The 17656-nt window shown below is 69.2% G+C and carries 18 protein-coding genes; 10 read left to right on the top strand and 8 right to left on the bottom strand.

The genetic code is table 11. The features are described from left to right. The 3 genes from ACTHK2_RS00105 to ACTHK2_RS00115 all read right to left on the bottom strand — a co-directional run. A partial coding sequence (locus ACTHK2_RS00105; protein ID WP_440243414.1) for a hypothetical protein occupies window positions 1-337 on the bottom strand: 337 nt, incomplete at its 3' end. Continuing rightward, complete coding sequence (locus ACTHK2_RS00110; protein WP_440243416.1) at window positions 334-1044, bottom strand: 2OG-Fe(II) oxygenase; 711 nt, start codon at window positions 1042-1044, stop codon at window positions 334-336. The genes ACTHK2_RS00110 and ACTHK2_RS00105, both read right to left, overlap by 4 nt. A 101-nt stretch (window positions 1045-1145) precedes the next feature. Then, window positions 1146-2171, bottom strand: coding sequence for a class 1 fructose-bisphosphatase (locus ACTHK2_RS00115; RefSeq protein ID WP_440243418.1), 1026 nt, complete (start codon window positions 2169-2171; stop codon window positions 1146-1148). A gap of 158 nt (window positions 2172-2329) precedes the next feature. Between ACTHK2_RS00115 and ACTHK2_RS00120 the strand changes: the two genes are divergently transcribed. From ACTHK2_RS00120 to ACTHK2_RS00145, 6 genes are all read left to right on the top strand, one after another. After that, a complete protein-coding gene (locus ACTHK2_RS00120; protein ID WP_440243421.1) occupies window positions 2330-2704 on the top strand; it encodes a VOC family protein in 375 nt (124 codons plus the stop codon). Then, window positions 2701-3306, top strand: coding sequence for a hypothetical protein (locus ACTHK2_RS00125; RefSeq protein WP_440243424.1), 606 nt, complete (start codon window positions 2701-2703; stop codon window positions 3304-3306). The genes ACTHK2_RS00120 and ACTHK2_RS00125 overlap by 4 nt, the downstream gene beginning before the upstream one ends. A 113-nt stretch (window positions 3307-3419) precedes the next feature. Further along, window positions 3420-4133 carry an NIPSNAP family protein gene (locus tag ACTHK2_RS00130; RefSeq protein ID WP_440243427.1) on the top strand — a complete coding sequence of 238 codons (714 nt, stop codon included), beginning with the start codon at window positions 3420-3422 and terminating at the stop codon, window positions 4131-4133. Between the two features lie 83 nt (window positions 4134-4216). Continuing rightward, window positions 4217-4621, top strand: a complete 405-nt coding sequence (locus ACTHK2_RS00135) for a GFA family protein (protein ID WP_440243430.1) — start codon at window positions 4217-4219, stop codon at window positions 4619-4621. 121 nt (window positions 4622-4742) lie between these two features. After that, the gene (locus ACTHK2_RS00140; protein WP_440243433.1) at window positions 4743-5441 is read left to right on the top strand and encodes a helix-turn-helix transcriptional regulator; all 699 of its coding nucleotides are present in this window, start codon (window positions 4743-4745) and stop codon (window positions 5439-5441) included. 132 nt (window positions 5442-5573) lie between these two features. Next, window positions 5574-7316 carry a DUF885 domain-containing protein gene (locus ACTHK2_RS00145; protein ID WP_440243436.1) on the top strand — a complete coding sequence of 581 codons (1743 nt, stop codon included), beginning with the start codon at window positions 5574-5576 and terminating at the stop codon, window positions 7314-7316. A gap of 161 nt (window positions 7317-7477) precedes the next feature. Here ACTHK2_RS00145 and ACTHK2_RS00150 read toward each other — a convergent pair whose 3' ends face one another. From ACTHK2_RS00150 to ACTHK2_RS00160, 3 genes are all read right to left on the bottom strand, one after another. Further along, the gene (locus ACTHK2_RS00150) at window positions 7478-8152 is read right to left on the bottom strand and encodes a hypothetical protein (protein WP_440243439.1); all 675 of its coding nucleotides are present in this window, start codon (window positions 8150-8152) and stop codon (window positions 7478-7480) included. A gap of 109 nt (window positions 8153-8261) precedes the next feature. Continuing rightward, window positions 8262-9155, bottom strand: coding sequence for a phenylalanine 4-monooxygenase (phhA, locus tag ACTHK2_RS00155; RefSeq protein ID WP_440243442.1), 894 nt, complete (start codon window positions 9153-9155; stop codon window positions 8262-8264). A gap of 68 nt (window positions 9156-9223) precedes the next feature. Beyond that, window positions 9224-10015 carry a rhomboid family intramembrane serine protease gene (locus ACTHK2_RS00160; RefSeq protein ID WP_440243445.1) on the bottom strand — a complete coding sequence of 264 codons (792 nt, stop codon included), beginning with the start codon at window positions 10013-10015 and terminating at the stop codon, window positions 9224-9226. A gap of 230 nt (window positions 10016-10245) precedes the next feature. Between ACTHK2_RS00160 and ACTHK2_RS00165 the strand changes: the two genes are divergently transcribed. Beyond that, window positions 10246-11448 carry a GGDEF domain-containing protein gene (locus tag ACTHK2_RS00165; RefSeq protein ID WP_440243448.1) on the top strand — a complete coding sequence of 401 codons (1203 nt, stop codon included), beginning with the start codon at window positions 10246-10248 and terminating at the stop codon, window positions 11446-11448. Between the two features lie 134 nt (window positions 11449-11582). Here ACTHK2_RS00165 and ACTHK2_RS00170 read toward each other — a convergent pair whose 3' ends face one another. Further along, complete coding sequence (locus ACTHK2_RS00170) at window positions 11583-12542, bottom strand: TerC/Alx family metal homeostasis membrane protein (protein WP_440243451.1); 960 nt, start codon at window positions 12540-12542, stop codon at window positions 11583-11585. 436 nt (window positions 12543-12978) lie between these two features. On the opposite strand from ACTHK2_RS00170, the gene ACTHK2_RS00175 reads away from it, so the two are divergent. Next, window positions 12979-14154, top strand: a complete 1176-nt coding sequence (locus ACTHK2_RS00175; protein WP_440243454.1) for a class I SAM-dependent rRNA methyltransferase — start codon at window positions 12979-12981, stop codon at window positions 14152-14154. A gap of 131 nt (window positions 14155-14285) precedes the next feature. On the opposite strand, the gene ACTHK2_RS00180 is transcribed toward ACTHK2_RS00175, so the two are convergent. After that, on the bottom strand, window positions 14286-16157 hold the full coding sequence (locus tag ACTHK2_RS00180; protein WP_440243457.1) for an aspartyl protease family protein: 1872 nt from the start codon (window positions 16155-16157) through the stop codon (window positions 14286-14288). Between the two features lie 91 nt (window positions 16158-16248). On the opposite strand from ACTHK2_RS00180, the gene ACTHK2_RS00185 reads away from it, so the two are divergent. Together ACTHK2_RS00185 and folE are read left to right on the top strand one after the other, a co-directional pair. After that, window positions 16249-16872, top strand: a complete 624-nt coding sequence (locus ACTHK2_RS00185; RefSeq protein ID WP_440243459.1) for a helix-turn-helix domain-containing protein — start codon at window positions 16249-16251, stop codon at window positions 16870-16872. Window positions 16873-16917: 45 nt separating this feature from the next. After that, complete coding sequence (gene folE, locus ACTHK2_RS00190; protein WP_440243462.1) at window positions 16918-17541, top strand: GTP cyclohydrolase I FolE; 624 nt, start codon at window positions 16918-16920, stop codon at window positions 17539-17541. The last annotated feature ends 115 nt before the right edge of the window (window positions 17542-17656 follow it).

Here is a 17656-nt window from a genome sequence, read left to right on the forward strand (position 1 = left end):
GGTTGGGCCCCAACAGCCCCCCCGCCCGGGGTCGGGGGTGTTTTTGGCCGCGTTCCGCGGGCCCGCCCCGCCGCCCCGGCGCCGCGGTGCGCGAGAACGGGCCGGCGCAGTTGAGCAGCAGGTCGATGCCGTCGAGCCCGCGCGCGAGCGCACCGGCGTCGTCGAGGCCGAACACGCGCGCAGGCAGGCCGAGCCGCCCGGCGAGTGCCTCGACCGCTTCGCGGTTGCGGCCGCCGAGCACCGGCGCGAGGCCGCGCCGCACGGCTTCCCCGGCGATGAGCGTGCCGGTGTAGCCGTTCGCGCCGTAGACGAGCACGCGCTGCATGCCCGCCGTCATTTCGGCGCCGCGGGCGTCGCGTACAGCTGTTGCGCGCGCTGGAACAGGACCCACGAGGTGGCGATGTACTTGTCGCCACCCTTGGGCATGTTGCCGCGATGCGTGTGGGTGAAGCCGGCGGGCGCGAACAGCAGGGCGCCGGTCTTCGGCACGACGCGCCGCTGCTGGAACAGGAACTCGGTCTCGCCTTCGGCGAAGCCTTCATTGAGATAGAGCGTCCACAGCAGCACGCGATGCAGGTTGTCGTCGCTTTCCACTTTCGGCGAGATCTCGCTGTGCCAGTACGGATAGCCGCCCAGGTCGGCGGAGTAGCGCTGGATGTTGATGCCGCCGGGGCGGAACAGGCGCACGATGAGCTGCTTGAGTTCGGCGTCCGGCATCGCGCGCACGTCGTCGACGCCGAGCATCTGCATCTCCCCGCTGCCGGCGCGCTGGCGATGCAGCACGGTCGGCGCGAGTGCGAGGTGGGTGTACTTGCGCAGGTACGCGACGAGGCCCTGCAGCATCACGCCATTCAACATGTTCTCGGCGTTCTTCCACTCCGGCTGGCCGCTCACGTGCAGGTCCCAGCTGTCCTTGAGGCGCGTGTTGACGCCACCGGACGTGCGGCCACGCACGAGCTTGTCGCTCGCCTCGAACGCGGCGACGAGTTCGGCGCACGCCTTCGCATCGAGCGCGCCTTCGTACACCTCGATGAAGTCGTCCATAGTCATCCGCCCGCGGGGATCGGCCGTATCATCGCCCGGACTCTATCTCATCGGCGCGGCGGAGCTGGCGATCCTGACCGGCGCCTGCATGCGCGACGCGGTCACGCGTCCGCGCCGGCCCCAGCGGCCCGCGCGAGATGGTAGGCGGTCACGCGGTCGACGTCGTTCGTCGAACCGAGGAAGACCCGGACGCGCTGGTGCAGCTGCGAGGGCGCGATCCCGAGGATGCGTTCGCGCCCCGTGGTCGCCGCACCGCCGGCCTGTTCGACGATGAATGCCATCGGGTTCGCCTCGTACATGAGGCGCAGCTTTCCGGGCTTGCCGGGGTCCTTGAGGTCGCGCGGATAGATGAAGATGCCGCCGCGGGTCAGGATGCGATGCACGTCGGCGACCATCGAGGCGACCCAGCGCATGTTGAAGTCGCGACCGCGCGGTCCGGTCTTGCCGGCGAGGAGTTCCTCGATGTAGCGGCGCATCGGCGGTTCCCAGTGGCGGATGTTCGACATGTTGATCGCGAACTCCGAGGTGTCCTCGGGGATGCGCAGCTTCGAATGCGTGAGGGGGAAGTTGCCCTGCTCACGATCGAGCGTGAACTGGTAGACGCCGTCGCCGAGGGTGAGCACGAGCACCGTGCTCGAGCCGTACACCGCGTAGCCGGCCGCGACCTGCTGCGTGCCCGGCTGCAGGAACGCCTTCTCGTCCGGCTCCTTCACGCCCTCGGGGCAGCGCAGCACCGAGAAGATCGTGCCGACCGATATGTTGACGTCGATGTTCGACGAGCCGTCGAGCGGATCGAACACGAGCAGGTATTCGCCCTTCGGGTAGCGGTCGGGGATCGGGTGCGGATCGTCCATCTCTTCCGACGCGAGCGCGGCGAGATGGCCGCCCCAGGCGTTCGCCTCGAGCAGTATCTCGTTGGAGAGCACGTCGAGTTTCTTCTGCGTCTCGCCCTGGACGTTCTCCGTCCCCGCGCTGCCGAGCACGCCGCCGAGCGCGCCCTTGCCGACGGCGATCGAGATGCGCTTGCACGCGCGCGCGACCACCTCGATGAGCAGGCGCAGGTCGGCGTTGATGCGGCCCTCGCGTTGCTGCTCGATGAGGAACTGGGTCAGCGAAATCGACTTCATGGGCGCTCGGCTCCGGAGGGCGGGTCGGGACGCGCATTGTCCGGAGTCCGGGGCCGTCGAGAAAGGGGCACGGGAGGCGGGGCTGCTGACACCACGTTGGCAGTGGCGGGGCGGCATCGTAGCGGCACGCCGATGACCGGCCCCGCCAAGGAATCGACATGCTGAGTCCGAACGTCCCCGCCTGGTTCGAGATCCCGACCACCGACCTCGATCGCGCCCAGCGCTTCTACGAGGCCGCGCTCGGGGTGACCCTGCAGCGCCAGCCGTTCGGCGGCCCGCCGATGGCGGTATTCCCGCGCGGCGACAAGCCGAACGCGACCGGCGCACTCGTGCGCATGCCGCAATGCGAGCCGTCCATGCAGGGTAGCATCGTCTATCTCAGCCTCGACGACATCCGCCCGGTGCTCGAGCGCGTGCCGACCCTCGGCGGCGAGGTGTTCGTGCCTCGTACGCAACTCCCCGACGACATCGGCTTCTTCGCGCAGATCCGCGACAGCGAGGGCAACCGTGTCGGCCTGTTCTCGCCGCGATGAACGCCGCGCCGACCACCGGCGATCCCGCGCGCGCCGCGATGCTCGGCGCGCTCGGCATCGCCGCCCTGTACACCCTGCCCGACCTGCGCGCCCCACGCGCCGGCAGCCAAAGGAGCCTGGCGATGCCGCCCCAGCCCTCGCACGACTTCGATTTCCTGCACGGCCGCTGGGTCGTGCACAACCGCCGCCTGCGCGAGCGCCTGGTCGGCTGCACCGAGTGGGAAGCCTTCGACGCGGTGCAGGTGTGCCGCCCGATCCTCGGCGGCTTCGGCAACGAGGACGAACTCGTCACCGACGCGTTCGGCGAGCACCACTTCATCGGCATGACGATCCGCCTGTTCGACCCGCACGCGCGCGAATGGAGCATCTACTGGGTCGACAACCGCAGCGTGCAGCTGCAGCCTCCGGTGCGCGGCCGCTTCGACCGCGGCGTCGGCACGTTCCATGGCCGCGACGCGCATCGGGGCACGCCGGTGCGCGCACGCTTCATCTGGACCGTCGTCTCGGCCGATCGAGCGCACTGGGAGCAGGCGTTCTCGACCGACGATGGCAAGAGCTGGGAAACCAACTGGACCATGGACTTCGAGCGCAGCGCCGCATGAACGCACTCCCTGCCACCGACGCCCGCCATCGCATCGAGCCGATGCTCGCCGCGGCACGCCTTCGCCCTGCCGCGGCCGGCCGGCGCGAACACCTTCATCGAGGAACCCCGCGCATGACATCCGCGACAACGAATGCATGGCCGACGAATGCATGGCCGATCGTCGAACTGCGCCAGTACACGCTGCACCCGGGCCGCCGCGACGACCTCATCGAGCTGTTCGAGCGCGAGTTCGTCGAGACGCAGGAGGCCTGCGGCATGCGCCTGTTCGGGCAGTTCCGCGATCTCGACGATGGCGACCGCTTCGTCTGGTTGCGTGGTTTCGCGGACATGGAACGGCGCGCTGCCGCGCTCGGCGCGTTCTACGGGGGACCGATATGGAAGGCACACCGCGACGCGGCGAACGCGACGATGATCGATTCCGACGACGTGTTGCTGCTGCGGCCGCTGAGCGCCGACAGCGGTGTCGCACTCGACGGCGCGATGCGCCCAGCGGCGGCGACGTCGACGCCGCGCGCTCGCCTGGTCATCGGCCTCGTCTTCCGGATGCCGCGCGGTGACGGTCTTTTCGCCGAACGGCTCGAACACGGTGTCGCCGCCTGGCTCGCGCGCGCCGACGCGACGCCGCTCGCGAGCTTCGCCAGCGAACATGCGCCGAACACGTTTCCGGCCCTGCCCGTGCGCGAGAACGAACACGTGTTCGCCTGTTTCGCCGCATTCGATGACGACGCGCACTGGCAGCGCCATCGCGAAGGACTCACGGCGACCGTGCCCGCGCCGATGCAGCTGCTGCGCCTCGCGCCGACCGCGCGTTCGCTGCTGCGCTGACGGCGACGCTTCGGCGCGCGCACGCGTCGAACTGCAGGCTGCCATGCGCGATGATCCGGACTTCCCCGCAGGAGAACCACGACATGAAGAAGACCTACCACGGCAGTTGCCATTGCGGCGCGGTGCGCTTCGAGGCCGACCTCGACCTCGCCGAAGGCACCGGCCGCTGCAACTGCTCGATCTGCACGAAGACGCGCAACTGGGGCATCTCGGTCAAGCCCGACGCGTTCCGCCTGCTCGCCGGCGAAGACGCGCTCGCCGACTACACGTTCGGCACGCACGCGAACCACCACGTCTTCTGCCGCCATTGCGGCGTGCGCCCCTTCACGCGCGGCCACGTCGAGGAAATCGGCGGCGATTTCGTCTCGGTCAGGCTCGCCTGCCTCGACGCCGTCGATCCGGCCGAGCTCGCCGAGGCACCGGTGCGCTATTTCGACGGTCGCGCGAACAACTGGTGGAACGCGCCGGCCGAGACGCGGCACTTGTGAGCGCGACGCGCGCCCGGATCGCCCTGGCATGGCGCGCACGGCGCGTGCCCTGCCAGCCGCGGCGAGCGCATGCGCGCCACCGAGCTTTACCACGCGCCGTCGATCGCGACATCATCGCCGGATGCGCCGCGCCGACCGCCTGTTCCTCATCATCCACGCATTGCGCGGCCGGCGCACCGCGCTCGCCGCGCGCGGCCTCGCCGAGACGCTCGGCGTCTCGCTGCGCACGGTCTATCGCGACGTCGCCGACCTGCAGCTGTCGGGCGTGCCGATCGAAGGCGAAGCCGGCGTCGGCTACGTGCTGCGCAAGGGCGCGGACATCCCGCCGCTGATGTTCAGCGCCGAAGAACTGGAAGCCCTCGTCGTCGGCACGCGCTTCGTCAAGGCGTTCGCCGGCGAACGCTTGCACCGCGGCGCGCAGGCGGCGCTGCTGAAGATCGAGGCGGTGCTGCCGCCCGAACTCAAGCAGCGCGCGACGCGTTCGCGCATCTTCGCACCCGCGGGCTGGAACGAGGCGCGCACGGGCCTCATCGACCGCCTGCACGCGGCGATCGCCGCGCAGCTGGTATTGCGCCTCGATTACCGCGACGAGGCGGGCCGCGGCTCGCTGCGCGAGGTCGAGCCGCTCTGCCTCGCGTTCTGGGGCGGCGTGTGGACGCTCGGCAGCTGGTGCCGCCTGCGCGCGGATTTCCGCACCTTCCGCCCGGATCGCATCGTCGCGTTCGAACCGACCGGCGACACCTTCGTCGAGACCCCCGAGCGCGGCATGGCCGCCTACGTGCGCGCGATGGGCGGTGACAGCGAGGGTCTCGACCTCTAGTTCCGCGCCTGCGGCGCTCGATCCGCTGCCTCGGGCATCCCGGCGAGCGGAGCCCATCGCAGCGCCCATCCTGTGGCACTGCCCAAGCACGCGATCGGTGCGATGATGGCGGCTTTCGTGACGGAGAGCCCGATGAACCGCTGCTGCCTCGCCCTGTTGCTCTGCACCGGCCTTGTCCCGCTAGCCCACGCGAGCGATGCGGACGACCGCTTCAAGGCGCTCTACACGAAGGAGTGGAGCTGGCGCCAGCAGCAGTTCGGCGGGCTCGACGACGAGGACCGGCAAGCCGACCCGAAAGACAACCACCTGCCCGCAGTCGATGCCGCGACGCAGGCGAAGCGGCTCGCCTACTGGGACGACGTGCTGAAACAGCTCGACGCGATCCCGGCGCGCCAGTTGTCGGCGGAGAACCAGGTCAATCTCGCCGTGTACCGCCCGCAAGTCGAGAACCTCGCCGCCGACGTGCGCTTCCACGGCTATGAAATGCCGTTCAACAGCGACTCGCAGTTCTGGTCCGACCTCGGCTTCATGACGCGCCGCCCGCTCGGCGACGCGCAGGCGGTGCGCAACTACATCGCCAAGCTCGACGACGTGCCGCGCTATTTCGACGAGCAGGTCGCGAACATGCGCGCCGGCCTCGCGCGCGGTTTCAGCGTGCCGCGCGCGGTGCTCGACGGCCGCGACGTGTCGATCGCGAGCTACGCGCAAGCGAAGTCGCCCGAAGAAAGCGATTTCTACGCGCCGCTGAAGAACCTGCCGGCGACGATCCCGGCCGACCAGCAGGCCGCGCTGCGCCAGGACGCCGCGCGCGCGATCAGCGAGCACGTGATTCCCGCCTACGCGAAGCTGCTCGCGTTCTTCCGCGACGAATACATGCCTCACGCGCGCGACACGCTCGCGGCCGAAGCGCTGCCCGACGGCAAGGCCTACTACCGCCAGCAGATCCGCGAATACACGACGCTCGACCTCGACGCCGAGGCGATCCATGCAATCGGACTCAAGGAAGTCGAGCGCATCGACGCCGAGATGCAGGCGACGATGAAGGCGAGCGGCTTCAAGGGCGACTTCGCCGCGTTCCTCGAGTTCCTGCGCAAGGACCCGCAGTTCTACGCGAAGACGCCGGACGAGCTGCTCATGCGCGCGGCGTGGATCGCCAAGCAGGTCGACGCGAAGATCGGCCGCTTCATCGGCACGCTGCCGCGCGGGCGCTTCGGCATCGAGCCGGTACCGGCGTCGATCGCGCCGTTCTGGACTGCCGGCCGCGGCAGCGCGCAGACCTACTGGGTCAACACCTACGACCTGCCCTCGCGCCCGCTCTACAACCTGCCGGCGCTCACCCTGCACGAGTCCTCTCCCGGCCATTCGCTGCAGGGTGCGCTCGCCGAAGAGCAGAAGCAGCAGCCGGAATTCCGCAGCCGCAACTACATCTCGGCCTATGGCGAAGGCTGGGCGCTGTACTGCGAGAAGCTCGGCAAGGAGCTCGGCATCTACCACACGCCGTACGAGGAATTCGGCCGCGAAACCTACGAGATGTGGCGCGCGGCACGCCTCGTCATCGACACCGGCATCCACCACAAGGGCTGGACGCGCGCGCAGGCGATCGACTACCTCGCCTCGCACACCGCGCTCAGCCGCCACGAAGTCGAGACCGAAGTCGACCGCTACATCTCCTGGCCGGGCCAGGCGCTCAGCTACAAGCTCGGCGAAATCCGCATCGTCGAGCTGCGTGCGCGCGCGGAGAAGGCGCTCGGCGAGAAGTTCGACCTGCGCGCATTCCACGACGCGATCCTCGCCGAAGGCTCGGTGCCCCTGCCCGTCCTCGACCAGCGCATCGACGCGTGGATCGCCTCGCGCAAGGCGGCAGTGAAGTCCTGAGAGCAAAGGCGAAAGCCTGAAGCACGAAGGACACGAAGGAAAAGCGATCAGATCGGAAGTCTGAAACACGGAGCACTCGTTCGTGTGCTCCGTGTTTCAAGCTTCCGGTCTTTTCCTTCGTGTCCTTCGCGGTTCAAGCTTCAGGCAGGACCGGTTCGCCGTCAGCGCTTGGGTTCCTTCGCCGGCGGCTTGGCCGCGGCGTCCTTCTTCGCCTGTTCCTCGAGCGCCTGCTGTCGCCATTGTTCGAGGACGGCGCTGCGGTTGCGCAAGCGCGCGTCGGCCTCGCTCGGAGGCGCCGGGGGCGGCTCCGGATCGCCGGTGTCGGCGTAGCGCACGAGTCGTGCGAACTGTTCGCCGAGCACGCCGTCGACCTTGGGCGCGAATTCGTCGAGCCCGCTCGCCGACGAGCCATTCACGCGGTACTCGAGTTCGAGCCGGGTCGAGCCGTCGTCGGCGGTGCGGATCCAGAACGTGAGCACACCGGTCAGCGCGAACTCCTGCAACGGACCCAGCGCCGCGTCGATGCGCAGCATGCGCTCGGGCAGCGCCATCAGGACGCGCCCGTGCACCGCGCTGCCGCCCGGCCAGCGCTCGCAGAAGCAGCCGTCGGCATCGGGTTTGAGGCTGAGGTTCCCGGCCTTGCCCGACCAGGTGTGTTCGCGGCTCCACCAGCTCGGCACGGCGACGAGCGAGGCCCATGCGTGTTTCGCGTCGCCCTTGACCGGTGCCGCATACGAGAGCACGAAACCGTCCGGCACGGCCTGGCGCACCTCGGCGTGCGTGGCACCGGCGAACGCCAGCGCCAACGTTGCGAAGGGGCCCAGCCAGCGCTTCATCGTCGCCTCCGTTTTCATCGTGACGTCGTTCCGACCGCGCGGGGATCGGATGGTTCGCCCGCGCCGGCGGCGCAGCCGCCGGATCGCGTACCGCGCGACGGCGCGGCAGCTATACGTCGCCGTCGTTCGACCAGCCCTCGCCGGTGCCGCGATGGTGCACGAGGTCGCCGGCGAGCACGTCGCCGGCGGGGATCGACGGCTGCGCGGCGAGTTCGGCGTAGAGCGGGCGGAAGTCCGGCCGCGTCGCGTCCATCAGCTGCTCGAAGCTGTCGATGACGAAGTAGGTCTTCTGGTAGGTATCGATGCGATAGCGCGTGCGCATGATGCGGGCGAGGTCGAAGCCGATGCGGTTCGGCGCGGGCGACTCGAGACAGTAGATCGATTCGCCCTTCGAACTCACGATGCCCGAACCGTAGATGCGCAGGCCGCCGTCCTGGCGGATCAGGCCGAATTCCACCGTGTACCAGTAGAGGCGCGTGAGGTTCACGAGTGCTTCGGCGCCGACACCGTGCGCCTTCACGCCGCCGCGGCCGTAGGCCTGCATGTAGTCGGCGAATACCGGCTCGAGCAGCAGCGGCACGTGACCGAACAGGTCGTGGAAAAGATCGGGCTCGGCGAGGTAGTCGAGCTGCTCGGGCTTGCGGATCCACCAGGTGACCGGAAAGCGCCGGTTGGCGAGGTGGTCGAAGAACACGAGTTCGGGCAGCAGGCCTTCGACGCCGACGAGCTGCCAGCCGGTCGCCTTGGCGAGGACCTCGTTGAGCTCGTCGAAGCGCGGGATCGCGTCCGGCGTCATGCCGAAGCGTTCCTGGTTGGCGATGAACTCGCGGCAGGCGCGGCCCTTGAGCAATTCGCGCTGGCGCTCGAACAGGGTCGCCCAGGTGCCATGATCGGTGCGCGAGTAGCTCGCCCACGGCTGTTCCACCACCGATGTGGTGTAGACCGGCACGTAACCCTTGTCGGTCTGCTGATGTTCGACGCGGCGCGGTTCGGACGAAGTCATGGCATGGATCCGGTGTGCATGCGCGACAGCTTAGCGCGTGGCGCGTCGGGGTGCGCGCGCTGCGGCATTCAGTCGCCGGCGCGGTCGTCGGCCGGCGGCGCGGAGCGTGGCCGGAACGCGATCACGCGGCCGTGGCCGGCATCGCCCGCATTGCGCTGCCAGAGTACGGGCACGTCGGCCGCGCGCGGCAGTTCGAGCTCGTCGTCGACTGCGTCGTTGGCTGCCTCGGTCTCCCAGCTGTAGCGCTTGCGTGCCGGCATCGGGTCGCGTCGGCGCAGCGCGATCGCGGCGAGCAGGCCGGAGACCGCACCGGCGAGGTGGTATTCGAAGCTGATGCGCTCCTCGTGCGGCAGTACCGAGAGCAGCATGCCGCCGTAGAGGAAGAACACGACGAGCGAGGTCACCACCGCGAGACGGTCACCGCGCAGCAGCCCGATCACGAACAGGAACAGCATGAGCCCGTTGACGATCCCGCTCGCGCCGACGTGGGCCGAGTCGCGTGCGAACAGCCAGACGCCGAGCCCCGACAGCAGCCAGATCGCGGGCAGCGCGAGCCGCGTCGCGCGCGGGTAGACATACAGGGTGAGGGTCGCGAGCACGCCGAGCGGCAGCGTGTTCGACATCAGATGGTCGAACGACGCGTGCGCGAACGGCGCGGTCAGGATGCCGACGAGGCCGGCGGCACGGCGCGGCAGGATACCGAGTTCGTCGATCGGCCAGCCGAGCAGCCAGGCGGCGAGCCAGACGATCCAGACCCCGGCCAGCAGGGCGCCGGCACCGAGCAGCGCATAACGGATGCGCAAGCGATCCTGCGCGACCGTGACGGAGGTGGGCTCGGGGACGGGGCGGGCAATGTCCATGGGTGTCACATAGGGCGCGCGGTTCAGCTGCGCAAGTCGACTGCATCACAGAATGGAGGTCGATACCCGTTGGTACAATCCTTGCGATAGCAAGCCGAAGATCCGCGCGTAGAGGGCGTGCGGCCGTTCGGTACTCCGCAGCGCGACCGGGAGAGGGGGCCCGCCGTGCATCCGGCAGCAGTACGCGCGGCCGCCACGTGCAGCCGACCGCGCCTGCGTGCCGACCCGTCATGAGCTTCGACATCAAATCCGCCATGTTGATCGCTTCGCTGCTGACCTTGTGCGTCGGCGCGAGCCTGTCGTTCGCCGCGTCGCGCTATCCGGCGCACCTGCGCGCGGCCATGCGCATCTGGATCGGCGGCCTGCTGATCGAGACGCTCGCGCTGCTGTCGGCGGCGCTGCGCAGCCCCGCATGGGACGACGCGTTGCCGATCGTGCTCACCAACACGATGTACGCGCTGTCCTACGCGGAGATGGGGCGTGCAATGAACCGCTTCGCTCAGCGCCCGCGCAGCAGGGTGCCGCTGCTGCTCGTCGCGCTCACGTTCGCGATCCTGTGCCTGTTCACGCTCGCCTGGCCGTCGCCGCGCTGGCGCGTCACGTTCGATACGCTGCCGATCGTCGCGCTGCAGCTCGGCGTCGCACGCGCGGTCCTGCTCGGCCGTGGTCGCCTGCGACCGGCCGACATCCTCACCGGTTCGCTGTTCATCGCCTGCGGCGCGCTCGCGCTCGCGCGCGGCCTCACCGAATTCCTCGCCCCTGTAGTCGGCCTCGAGGAATTCCGTCCCTTCATGCTCAACGTCGTGCTGATCTTCAGCTCGATCCTGCCGATGCTCGGCACGATCGGCTTCATGCTCATGTGCGGCGATCGCATGAACGAAGACCTCGGCCGCCTCGCGATGACCGATCCGCTCACCGGCGTGCACAACCGGCGCACGCTCGTGCGTGTCGCCGCGAGCGCGATCGACGATGCGCAACGCGACGGGCGTCCGCTGTCGCTGCTCGCGATCGACGTGGACCACTTCAAGCGCATCAACGACGCCTTCGGCCACGATGCCGGCGACGAGGCGCTGCTCGGCCTCGTGCGCCTGATGCGCGAATCGCTCGCGGTCGACGCGCCGCTCAGCCGCATCGGCGGCGAGGAATTCGCCGTGCTGCTGCCCGGCCTCGGCGAACTCGAGGCCTGTGTGCTCGCCGAGTACCTGCGCCAGCACGTCGCGAGCGCGCTGCTGCCGCTCGGCGGCCAGCCGCAACGCCTGACCGTTTCGATCGGCGTCGCCTCGCTCGACGCTGGCACGCGCGACCTGCGCGCGCTGCTGCGCAATGCCGATCGCGCCCTGTACGCGGCCAAGCACAACGGCCGCAACCGCTGCGTCGCCTATTCGACGCTCGCCCCGGCGCCCGCGGCGTCGCAGATCTCGGCCGTGCGCTGAGGGGCGATCCAATAAGCTTGGAACACGAAGCACACCGAGCACACGAAGGAAGAATCTTCCTTGGCTCCTACCTCGTGTGCTCGGTGTGCTCGGTGTTTCATGCCTTTCCTTGCCCAGCGCACGTCTTCGTACGATCAACCCGCGCCGGCCTTGCGCGGCGGGATCAGGGGGCTCGCGACGATCGAGGCGGCGATCACCAGCGCGACGACGACGAGCGCGACGCCGATCGGTATTTTCCAGATGCCCGCGAGCAGCATTTTCGCGCCGATGAAGAGCAGCACGACCGCGAGGCCGTGGCCGAGCAGGTGGAAGCGGTCGGCCATGCCGGCGAGCAGGAAGAACAGCGCGCGCAGGCCGAGCACCGCGAACACGTTCGAGCTGAGCACGATGAACGGGTCAAGCGTGACCGCGAAGATCGCCGGGATCGAGTCGACTGCGAAGATCACGTCGGTGACCGCGATCAGCACGAGCACGACGAACATCGGCGTGAACCAGCGCCGGCCGTCCTCGCGCACGGCGAGCGCGTCGCCGCGGAAGTCGCGCGTGATGCGCAGGTGCCGGCGCATCCAGCGCAGGATCGCGTTCTGCTCGAGATCGGGCGCCGACGCCGTCGCGAACAGCATCTTGAGTCCGGTCAGCAGCAGGAACAGGCCGAACAGGTAGAGCAACCAGTGGAACTTCGCGACGAGTGCCGCGCCGACGAAGATCAGCAGCGCGCGCAGGACGATCGCACCGAGCACGCCGAGCATGAGCGCGCGCTGGCGCAGTGGCGGCGGTACCGCGAACGTATTGAACACGAGCAGGAACACGAAGATGTTGTCGACTGCGAGGGCCTTCTCGATCAGGTAGCCGGTGAGGAACTCGAGGCCGACTTCATTCGCGACCGCGCGGCCCGCATGCGCGTCGAGCCAGGCCCAGAGGCCGAGGTTGAACGCGAGCGCGAGTCCGACCCAGGCGGCGCTCCACAGCGCCGCCGCTCGGAACGTGACGCGACGCGGGCCTGCCGCGCGCAGCAGTGCGAAGTCGACCGCAAGTGCGATGAGGAGGATGGCGACGAAAGCCGCCCAAATGCCCGGTGTCGCGATGCTGTGCATGTCTGTGTCCCAGAAGCCCGGAATGGACCGAGGGCGCGGGGTCACGAATGCTCGGGACACACCTTCGCCGTCGACGGCGAAGGTCTTGCTCGCGTCTCGCCATGGCGAGACGCCCGCCGGACCGGGGCCTTCCGGCCCGTGATGACGATCGCGGCGACGGGAGAGCTACTCCCCTTCTGCTGGGTGGAACTTAGCGCCAGGCCGGCGGGCTGGCAAGGTCGGATGCAGTACGGGGTGTGAAGAATGGTGAGGTGGACGGCGGAGGGCCGGGGAGCGGCGGATCCGCCTTCACCGCCCCGCAGGGTCGAATCGCCGCTCCCGCCTTCGGCCTTGAGCCGCCTTCCGAGACCGTTGCTCCCACATCGCGCGCGGCCCGACAGGTGTCCACGAACACCGCGCGGTCCTCGGTCCCAAGCCCCCATTCTATAATTGCCCGATGAATCGCCCCACCCCGGCCCCGCTGCCCGTCATCCAGCTCAAGACCGAACGCCGCTCCAACCATCCCTGGATCTTCCAGAAGATGGTCGAGAAGCCGGCGACCAAGCCCAAGCCCGGCAGCGTCGTCGACATCGTCGATCGTGAAGGCCATTTCGCCGGACGCGGCTTCTACAACGGCCATTCGCGCATCGCGCTGCGCGTGCTCACTGCCGATCCCGACGAAGCCGTCGACGAGGCGTTCTTCGCGCGCAAGATCGCGCAGGCGGTCTCGCTGCGGCGCGAGGTGCTGCGGCTCGATGCGGTCACCGATGCCTATCGCCTGATCCATTCCGAAGGTGACGGCCTGTCCGGCCTCGTCGTCGACCGCTTCGCCAACACGCTCGTCATCGAGTATTTCTCGGCCGGCATGTTCAAGGTGCGCGACCTCATCCGGCGCTGCCTGCTCGAGCATTTCCCGGACGCGGACCTGTACTGGTTCGCCGAGGAGCACGTGCAGAAGCAGGAGAGTTTCGACTGCGGGATACCCGCGCCGCCGACGCCGACGGTGATCCACGAGCACGGCGTGCAGTTCCACGCCGCGCCGGGCACCAAGCACAAGACCGGCTTCTTCGCCGACCAGCGCGACAACCGCAAGCTGCTGTCGACGTTCTGCGAAGGCAGGCGCGTGCTCGACCTGTGCTGCAACTCGGGCGGCTTCGGCATCTACGCCAAGGCGATCGGCGGCGCGAGCGAAGTCACCGGCGTCGATCTCGACGAGGAGATCCTCGCGATCGCCGAGAAGAATGCGCGCCTCAACAAGGCCAAGGTGCGGTTCGTGCAGGCGGACATCTTCCACTGGCTGCGCGACGGCAAGAGGGACCCGTACGACGTCGTCATCCTCGACCCCGCGAAGATGACGCGCGATCGCGAACAAGTGATCCCCGCGCTCAAGAAGTACCTCGACATGAACAAGCTCGCGCTCGGCGCGGTCAAGCCGGGCGGCATCTTCCTGACCTGCTCGTGCACCGGCCTCGTCAGCGAGGAGCAGTTCCTCGACATGCTGCGCCGCGCGGCGTTCTACGCAGGCCGCACGGTGCAGGTGCTCAAGGTAACCGGTGCCGGCGAGGATCATCCGTGGCAGGCGCACGTGCCGGAGTCACGTTATCTCAAGGCCGCGTTCTGCCGCGTCGAGTAGGCGGGTTGCGCACATCGCGAGGGAGCATCGCGGCTGAAGCCGCTCCCGCGGGAGGAGGCACTCACACGCGGGAGAGCACCGTGGCAAGCCCCCACCGGGCGCAGAAGCGCGCCGGTGGGCCAAGGACGGCCTTACGGCTTCCAGCGGGTCGCGATGCGGTCGGCAAGCACGAGGTCGGCCTGCGCAGCCTTGCCGCCGCGCTCGTAGGCGACGGCGAGCTTCGTGCCCGCCGGCAGCGTGCGCAGGCGCTCGCGCCATTCGGGCAGGCGGCGTGCGCCCACCTTCTCGCCGCCGATCGCGCTGATGCGGTCGCCTTCGCGCAGGCCCGCGCGCGCGGCGGCGCTGTCCTTCGCGACATCGGCGACTTCGAGCGCGTCGCCCGCGCCGAGCAGCCACAGGCCGCTGCGGTCGAACGCATCGGCGTTGGCCGCGTCCGCATTCGGCGCGAGGTACATCTTCTTCGCGCCGTAGTCGAACGCGACCGTGTAGCGCTTGAGCACGCCGCCGCCGAGGTTCGCCGAAAGATCCGGGCTCGCGAATGCGCCCTTGTCGCCGGTGTAGAGGTCGCCCGCGATGCCGGTCACCGCGAGGTCGCCGAGTTCGAGCGTTCCGAAACGGGCGGGACGCCCGCGCGACGGACCGCCGACGCCCCAGCCGACGACCGCGTCCGGGGCCGCGTGGTATTTGTCGACGAGGCCGTGTTCCCGCACGAACGGCGCGTGCAGGGTGAGTGAAACGCGCGAGCCGGTATCGATGCTGATGCGGGCCGGCAGTCCGTCGAGCGTGCCCTGCACGATCGGAATGCGATCGGCGAGTTCGAACGGCACCACGTGAGCGCCGGCCGGCGGCGCGAACTTCGCCGGGTCGGCGAGCACGAGTTCGTGCCTCGCGTAGTCGATCGTCACGCCGAAGCGGCGGAACATCTCGTAACCGACGAGGCCGTCGCTGTCGTAACCCTCGACCGCGGGCAGCTTGCCGAGATCCATCACGTAGAACACAGGACGCGACAACACGGCGTCGCCGAGCCGCACTTCCTTCGCATGCGCGAACGCGAGGTCGACCAGCTCGTCGCCGACGCCGCGCCCGGCAAGCTTGCCCTCGCCCGCGAGGCCGAACTTCTTCGCCGCGGCCGGCGTCAGCAGGTTCGCACCGCCGGTGTCGACGAGGAAGCGCGCCGGCTTGCCGTCGATCGAGCCCTGCGCGTAGATGTGGTTGTTGACGAGTTCGAACGGTACGCGCGCGCCCCCGGTCGGCGCATCGATGCGCGCGGTCGCGGTCATCGCCGGCATCGCGAAGTCGGCGTCGACGACCGCGACGTTCACCTTCATGCTCGTGGCCTGCACTTCGCTGCGGTTGCGCTCGTCGACGCGTCCGGCGGTGTCGGTGAGGAAGGTGGCCGAGTGGAACGGCAACTTGACGCCGTCGACGTCGCGCCAGTCGTCGAAGCTCGTCGTCGCGATGTCGGCACCCTGCTTCTGCTCCGTGCGCACGAGCAGGTGCGTCTGCACGTCGAACCAGAGCGTGACCGGATCGCCGCCTTCCGGCGTCGCGACGAGCACGTCGTAGCGTCGACCGTCGAGTTCGCGCGCCTCGGGCTTGCCATAGCTCGCGCCGATGCGCGACGGATACCAGTAGCCGCGCGCATCGAGCCAGGCCTGGCTGCGCGCGCGGCGCTTCGCTTCCGGTGCATCGAGCGCGGCCACTTCGCCGCCCGGGTCGCGCGACCACGCGACCGTGCCGTCGTAGCCGTCCGCGCCTTCGATCGGGCCGAGCTTGTAGTGGGCGTTCGAACGCCCCTGCACGAGGTCCTGCGTTGCATCGAACGCGCCGCTGAGCCCGCCCGCGGCGAGCATACCGTCGGTGCGAACGCTCCTCACCGCGTCCCAACGCGCGCCGCCGCTCGCCGCCTTCCAGCGCGCTAGCAGATCGCCCGCCTCGTCCGCGCGCGCTGCCTGTGCGAAACCGAACGCCAGCAACGCCAGCGCGATCACATGCCTGCCCATCTTCGTCTCCTTCGATCGCGGCGCTCGCCCTTGCGAAGCACCGTCGTTGATTGAATAATTGCATCGAATTTCAAACGAGGCAACCCAACCGATGGCACGGATCCGCAGCGCACTGGTGGAGGACGCGGACGAGATCGCCCTGCTCGCTTCGCCGACGCGCATCGAGATCGTCGATACGCTCGAGGCCCTCGGCGACGCGGTCAGCGTGGCCGAACTCGCCGCCGCGGTCGGGCGCCCCGCGGACAGCCTCTACTATCACCTGCGCCAGCTCGCCGACGGCGGCCTGATCGAGGAGGAAGCCGCTCCCGACGGCCGCCGCTATCGCTCGCGCACGCGCAAGGGCGACCGGCTGCGCCTGCGCTACCGGCCCGGCGCGACCGCCAACGCCGATGCGGTCGGCCGCGTCGCCGCGAGCGTGCTGCGCGTGGCCGGGCGCGATTTCGCGCGTGCCCTGGCCGACCCCGACACGATCGTCGAAGGGCCGCGGCGCGAGCTGTGGGCCGCGCGCGGCAAGGGCTGGGTCGATGCCGCCGAACTCGCCGAGATCAACCGCCTGCTCGCGCGCCTGATGGAACTGGTGCAGAAGCCTGCGATCGAGCGCCCGCGCGGCAAGCTCGTCGCGCTGTCGTGGGTGCTCGCGCCGGTCGAGGCGAAACCCGCGCGGCGAAACACCGCACCGCGCGGCACCGCACCACGCAAATCCCGCGCGCGCTGAACGCGTGGCGCCGCGACTGCTAGACTGCGCGTCCGCCCGCATGCCATGACGTCGATGAAGAAGCCCGCGCGCACGACGAAGAAGCACCCGCTGCCACCCCCCGTGACGCAGGCGCAGGCCGAGGATGCCGTGCGCGTGCTGCTGCGCTGGGCCGGCGAAGACCCGCGGCGCGAAGGTCTCGTCGACACGCCCAAGCGCGTCGCCGACGCGTACCGCGACTGGTTCTCCGGCTATGCGATCGATCCGGCCGAATACCTCGGCCGCACGTTCGAGGAAGTCGCCGGCTACGACGAGATGATCGTGTTGCGCGACATCCACTTCGAATCGTTCTGCGAGCACCACATGGCGCCGATCATCGGTCGCGCCCACGTCGGCTACCTGCCGACCGACAAGGTCGTCGGCATTTCCAAGCTCGCGCGCGTCGTCGACGCGTACGCGCGCCGCTTCCAGGTGCAGGAAAAGCTCACCGCGCAGATCGCGCACTGCATCGGCATGGTGCTCAAGCCGCGCGGCGTCGGCGTCGTCATCGACGCGACCCACCAGTGCATGACCACGCGCGGCGTGCACAAGACCGGGGTATCGATGATCACCAGCCAGATGCTCGGCACGTTCCGCGAGGATGCGCGCACGCGTGCGGAGTTCCTGCGGTTCATCGATTGCGATCGGTGATTGCGATCGTCCTCGATCGCAGCTTCGACGCGCGCTGCGCCGAATGGCGATGCCTCGGCTCGGGCTGTTCCAGAGCGGCCATCCATGTGCCCGTGCATGCCTCGCGTGAGCGTTG

The organism is Dokdonella sp. (genome assembly GCF_051958935.1).
Taxonomy (GTDB): domain Bacteria; phylum Pseudomonadota; class Gammaproteobacteria; order Xanthomonadales; family Rhodanobacteraceae; genus Dokdonella_A.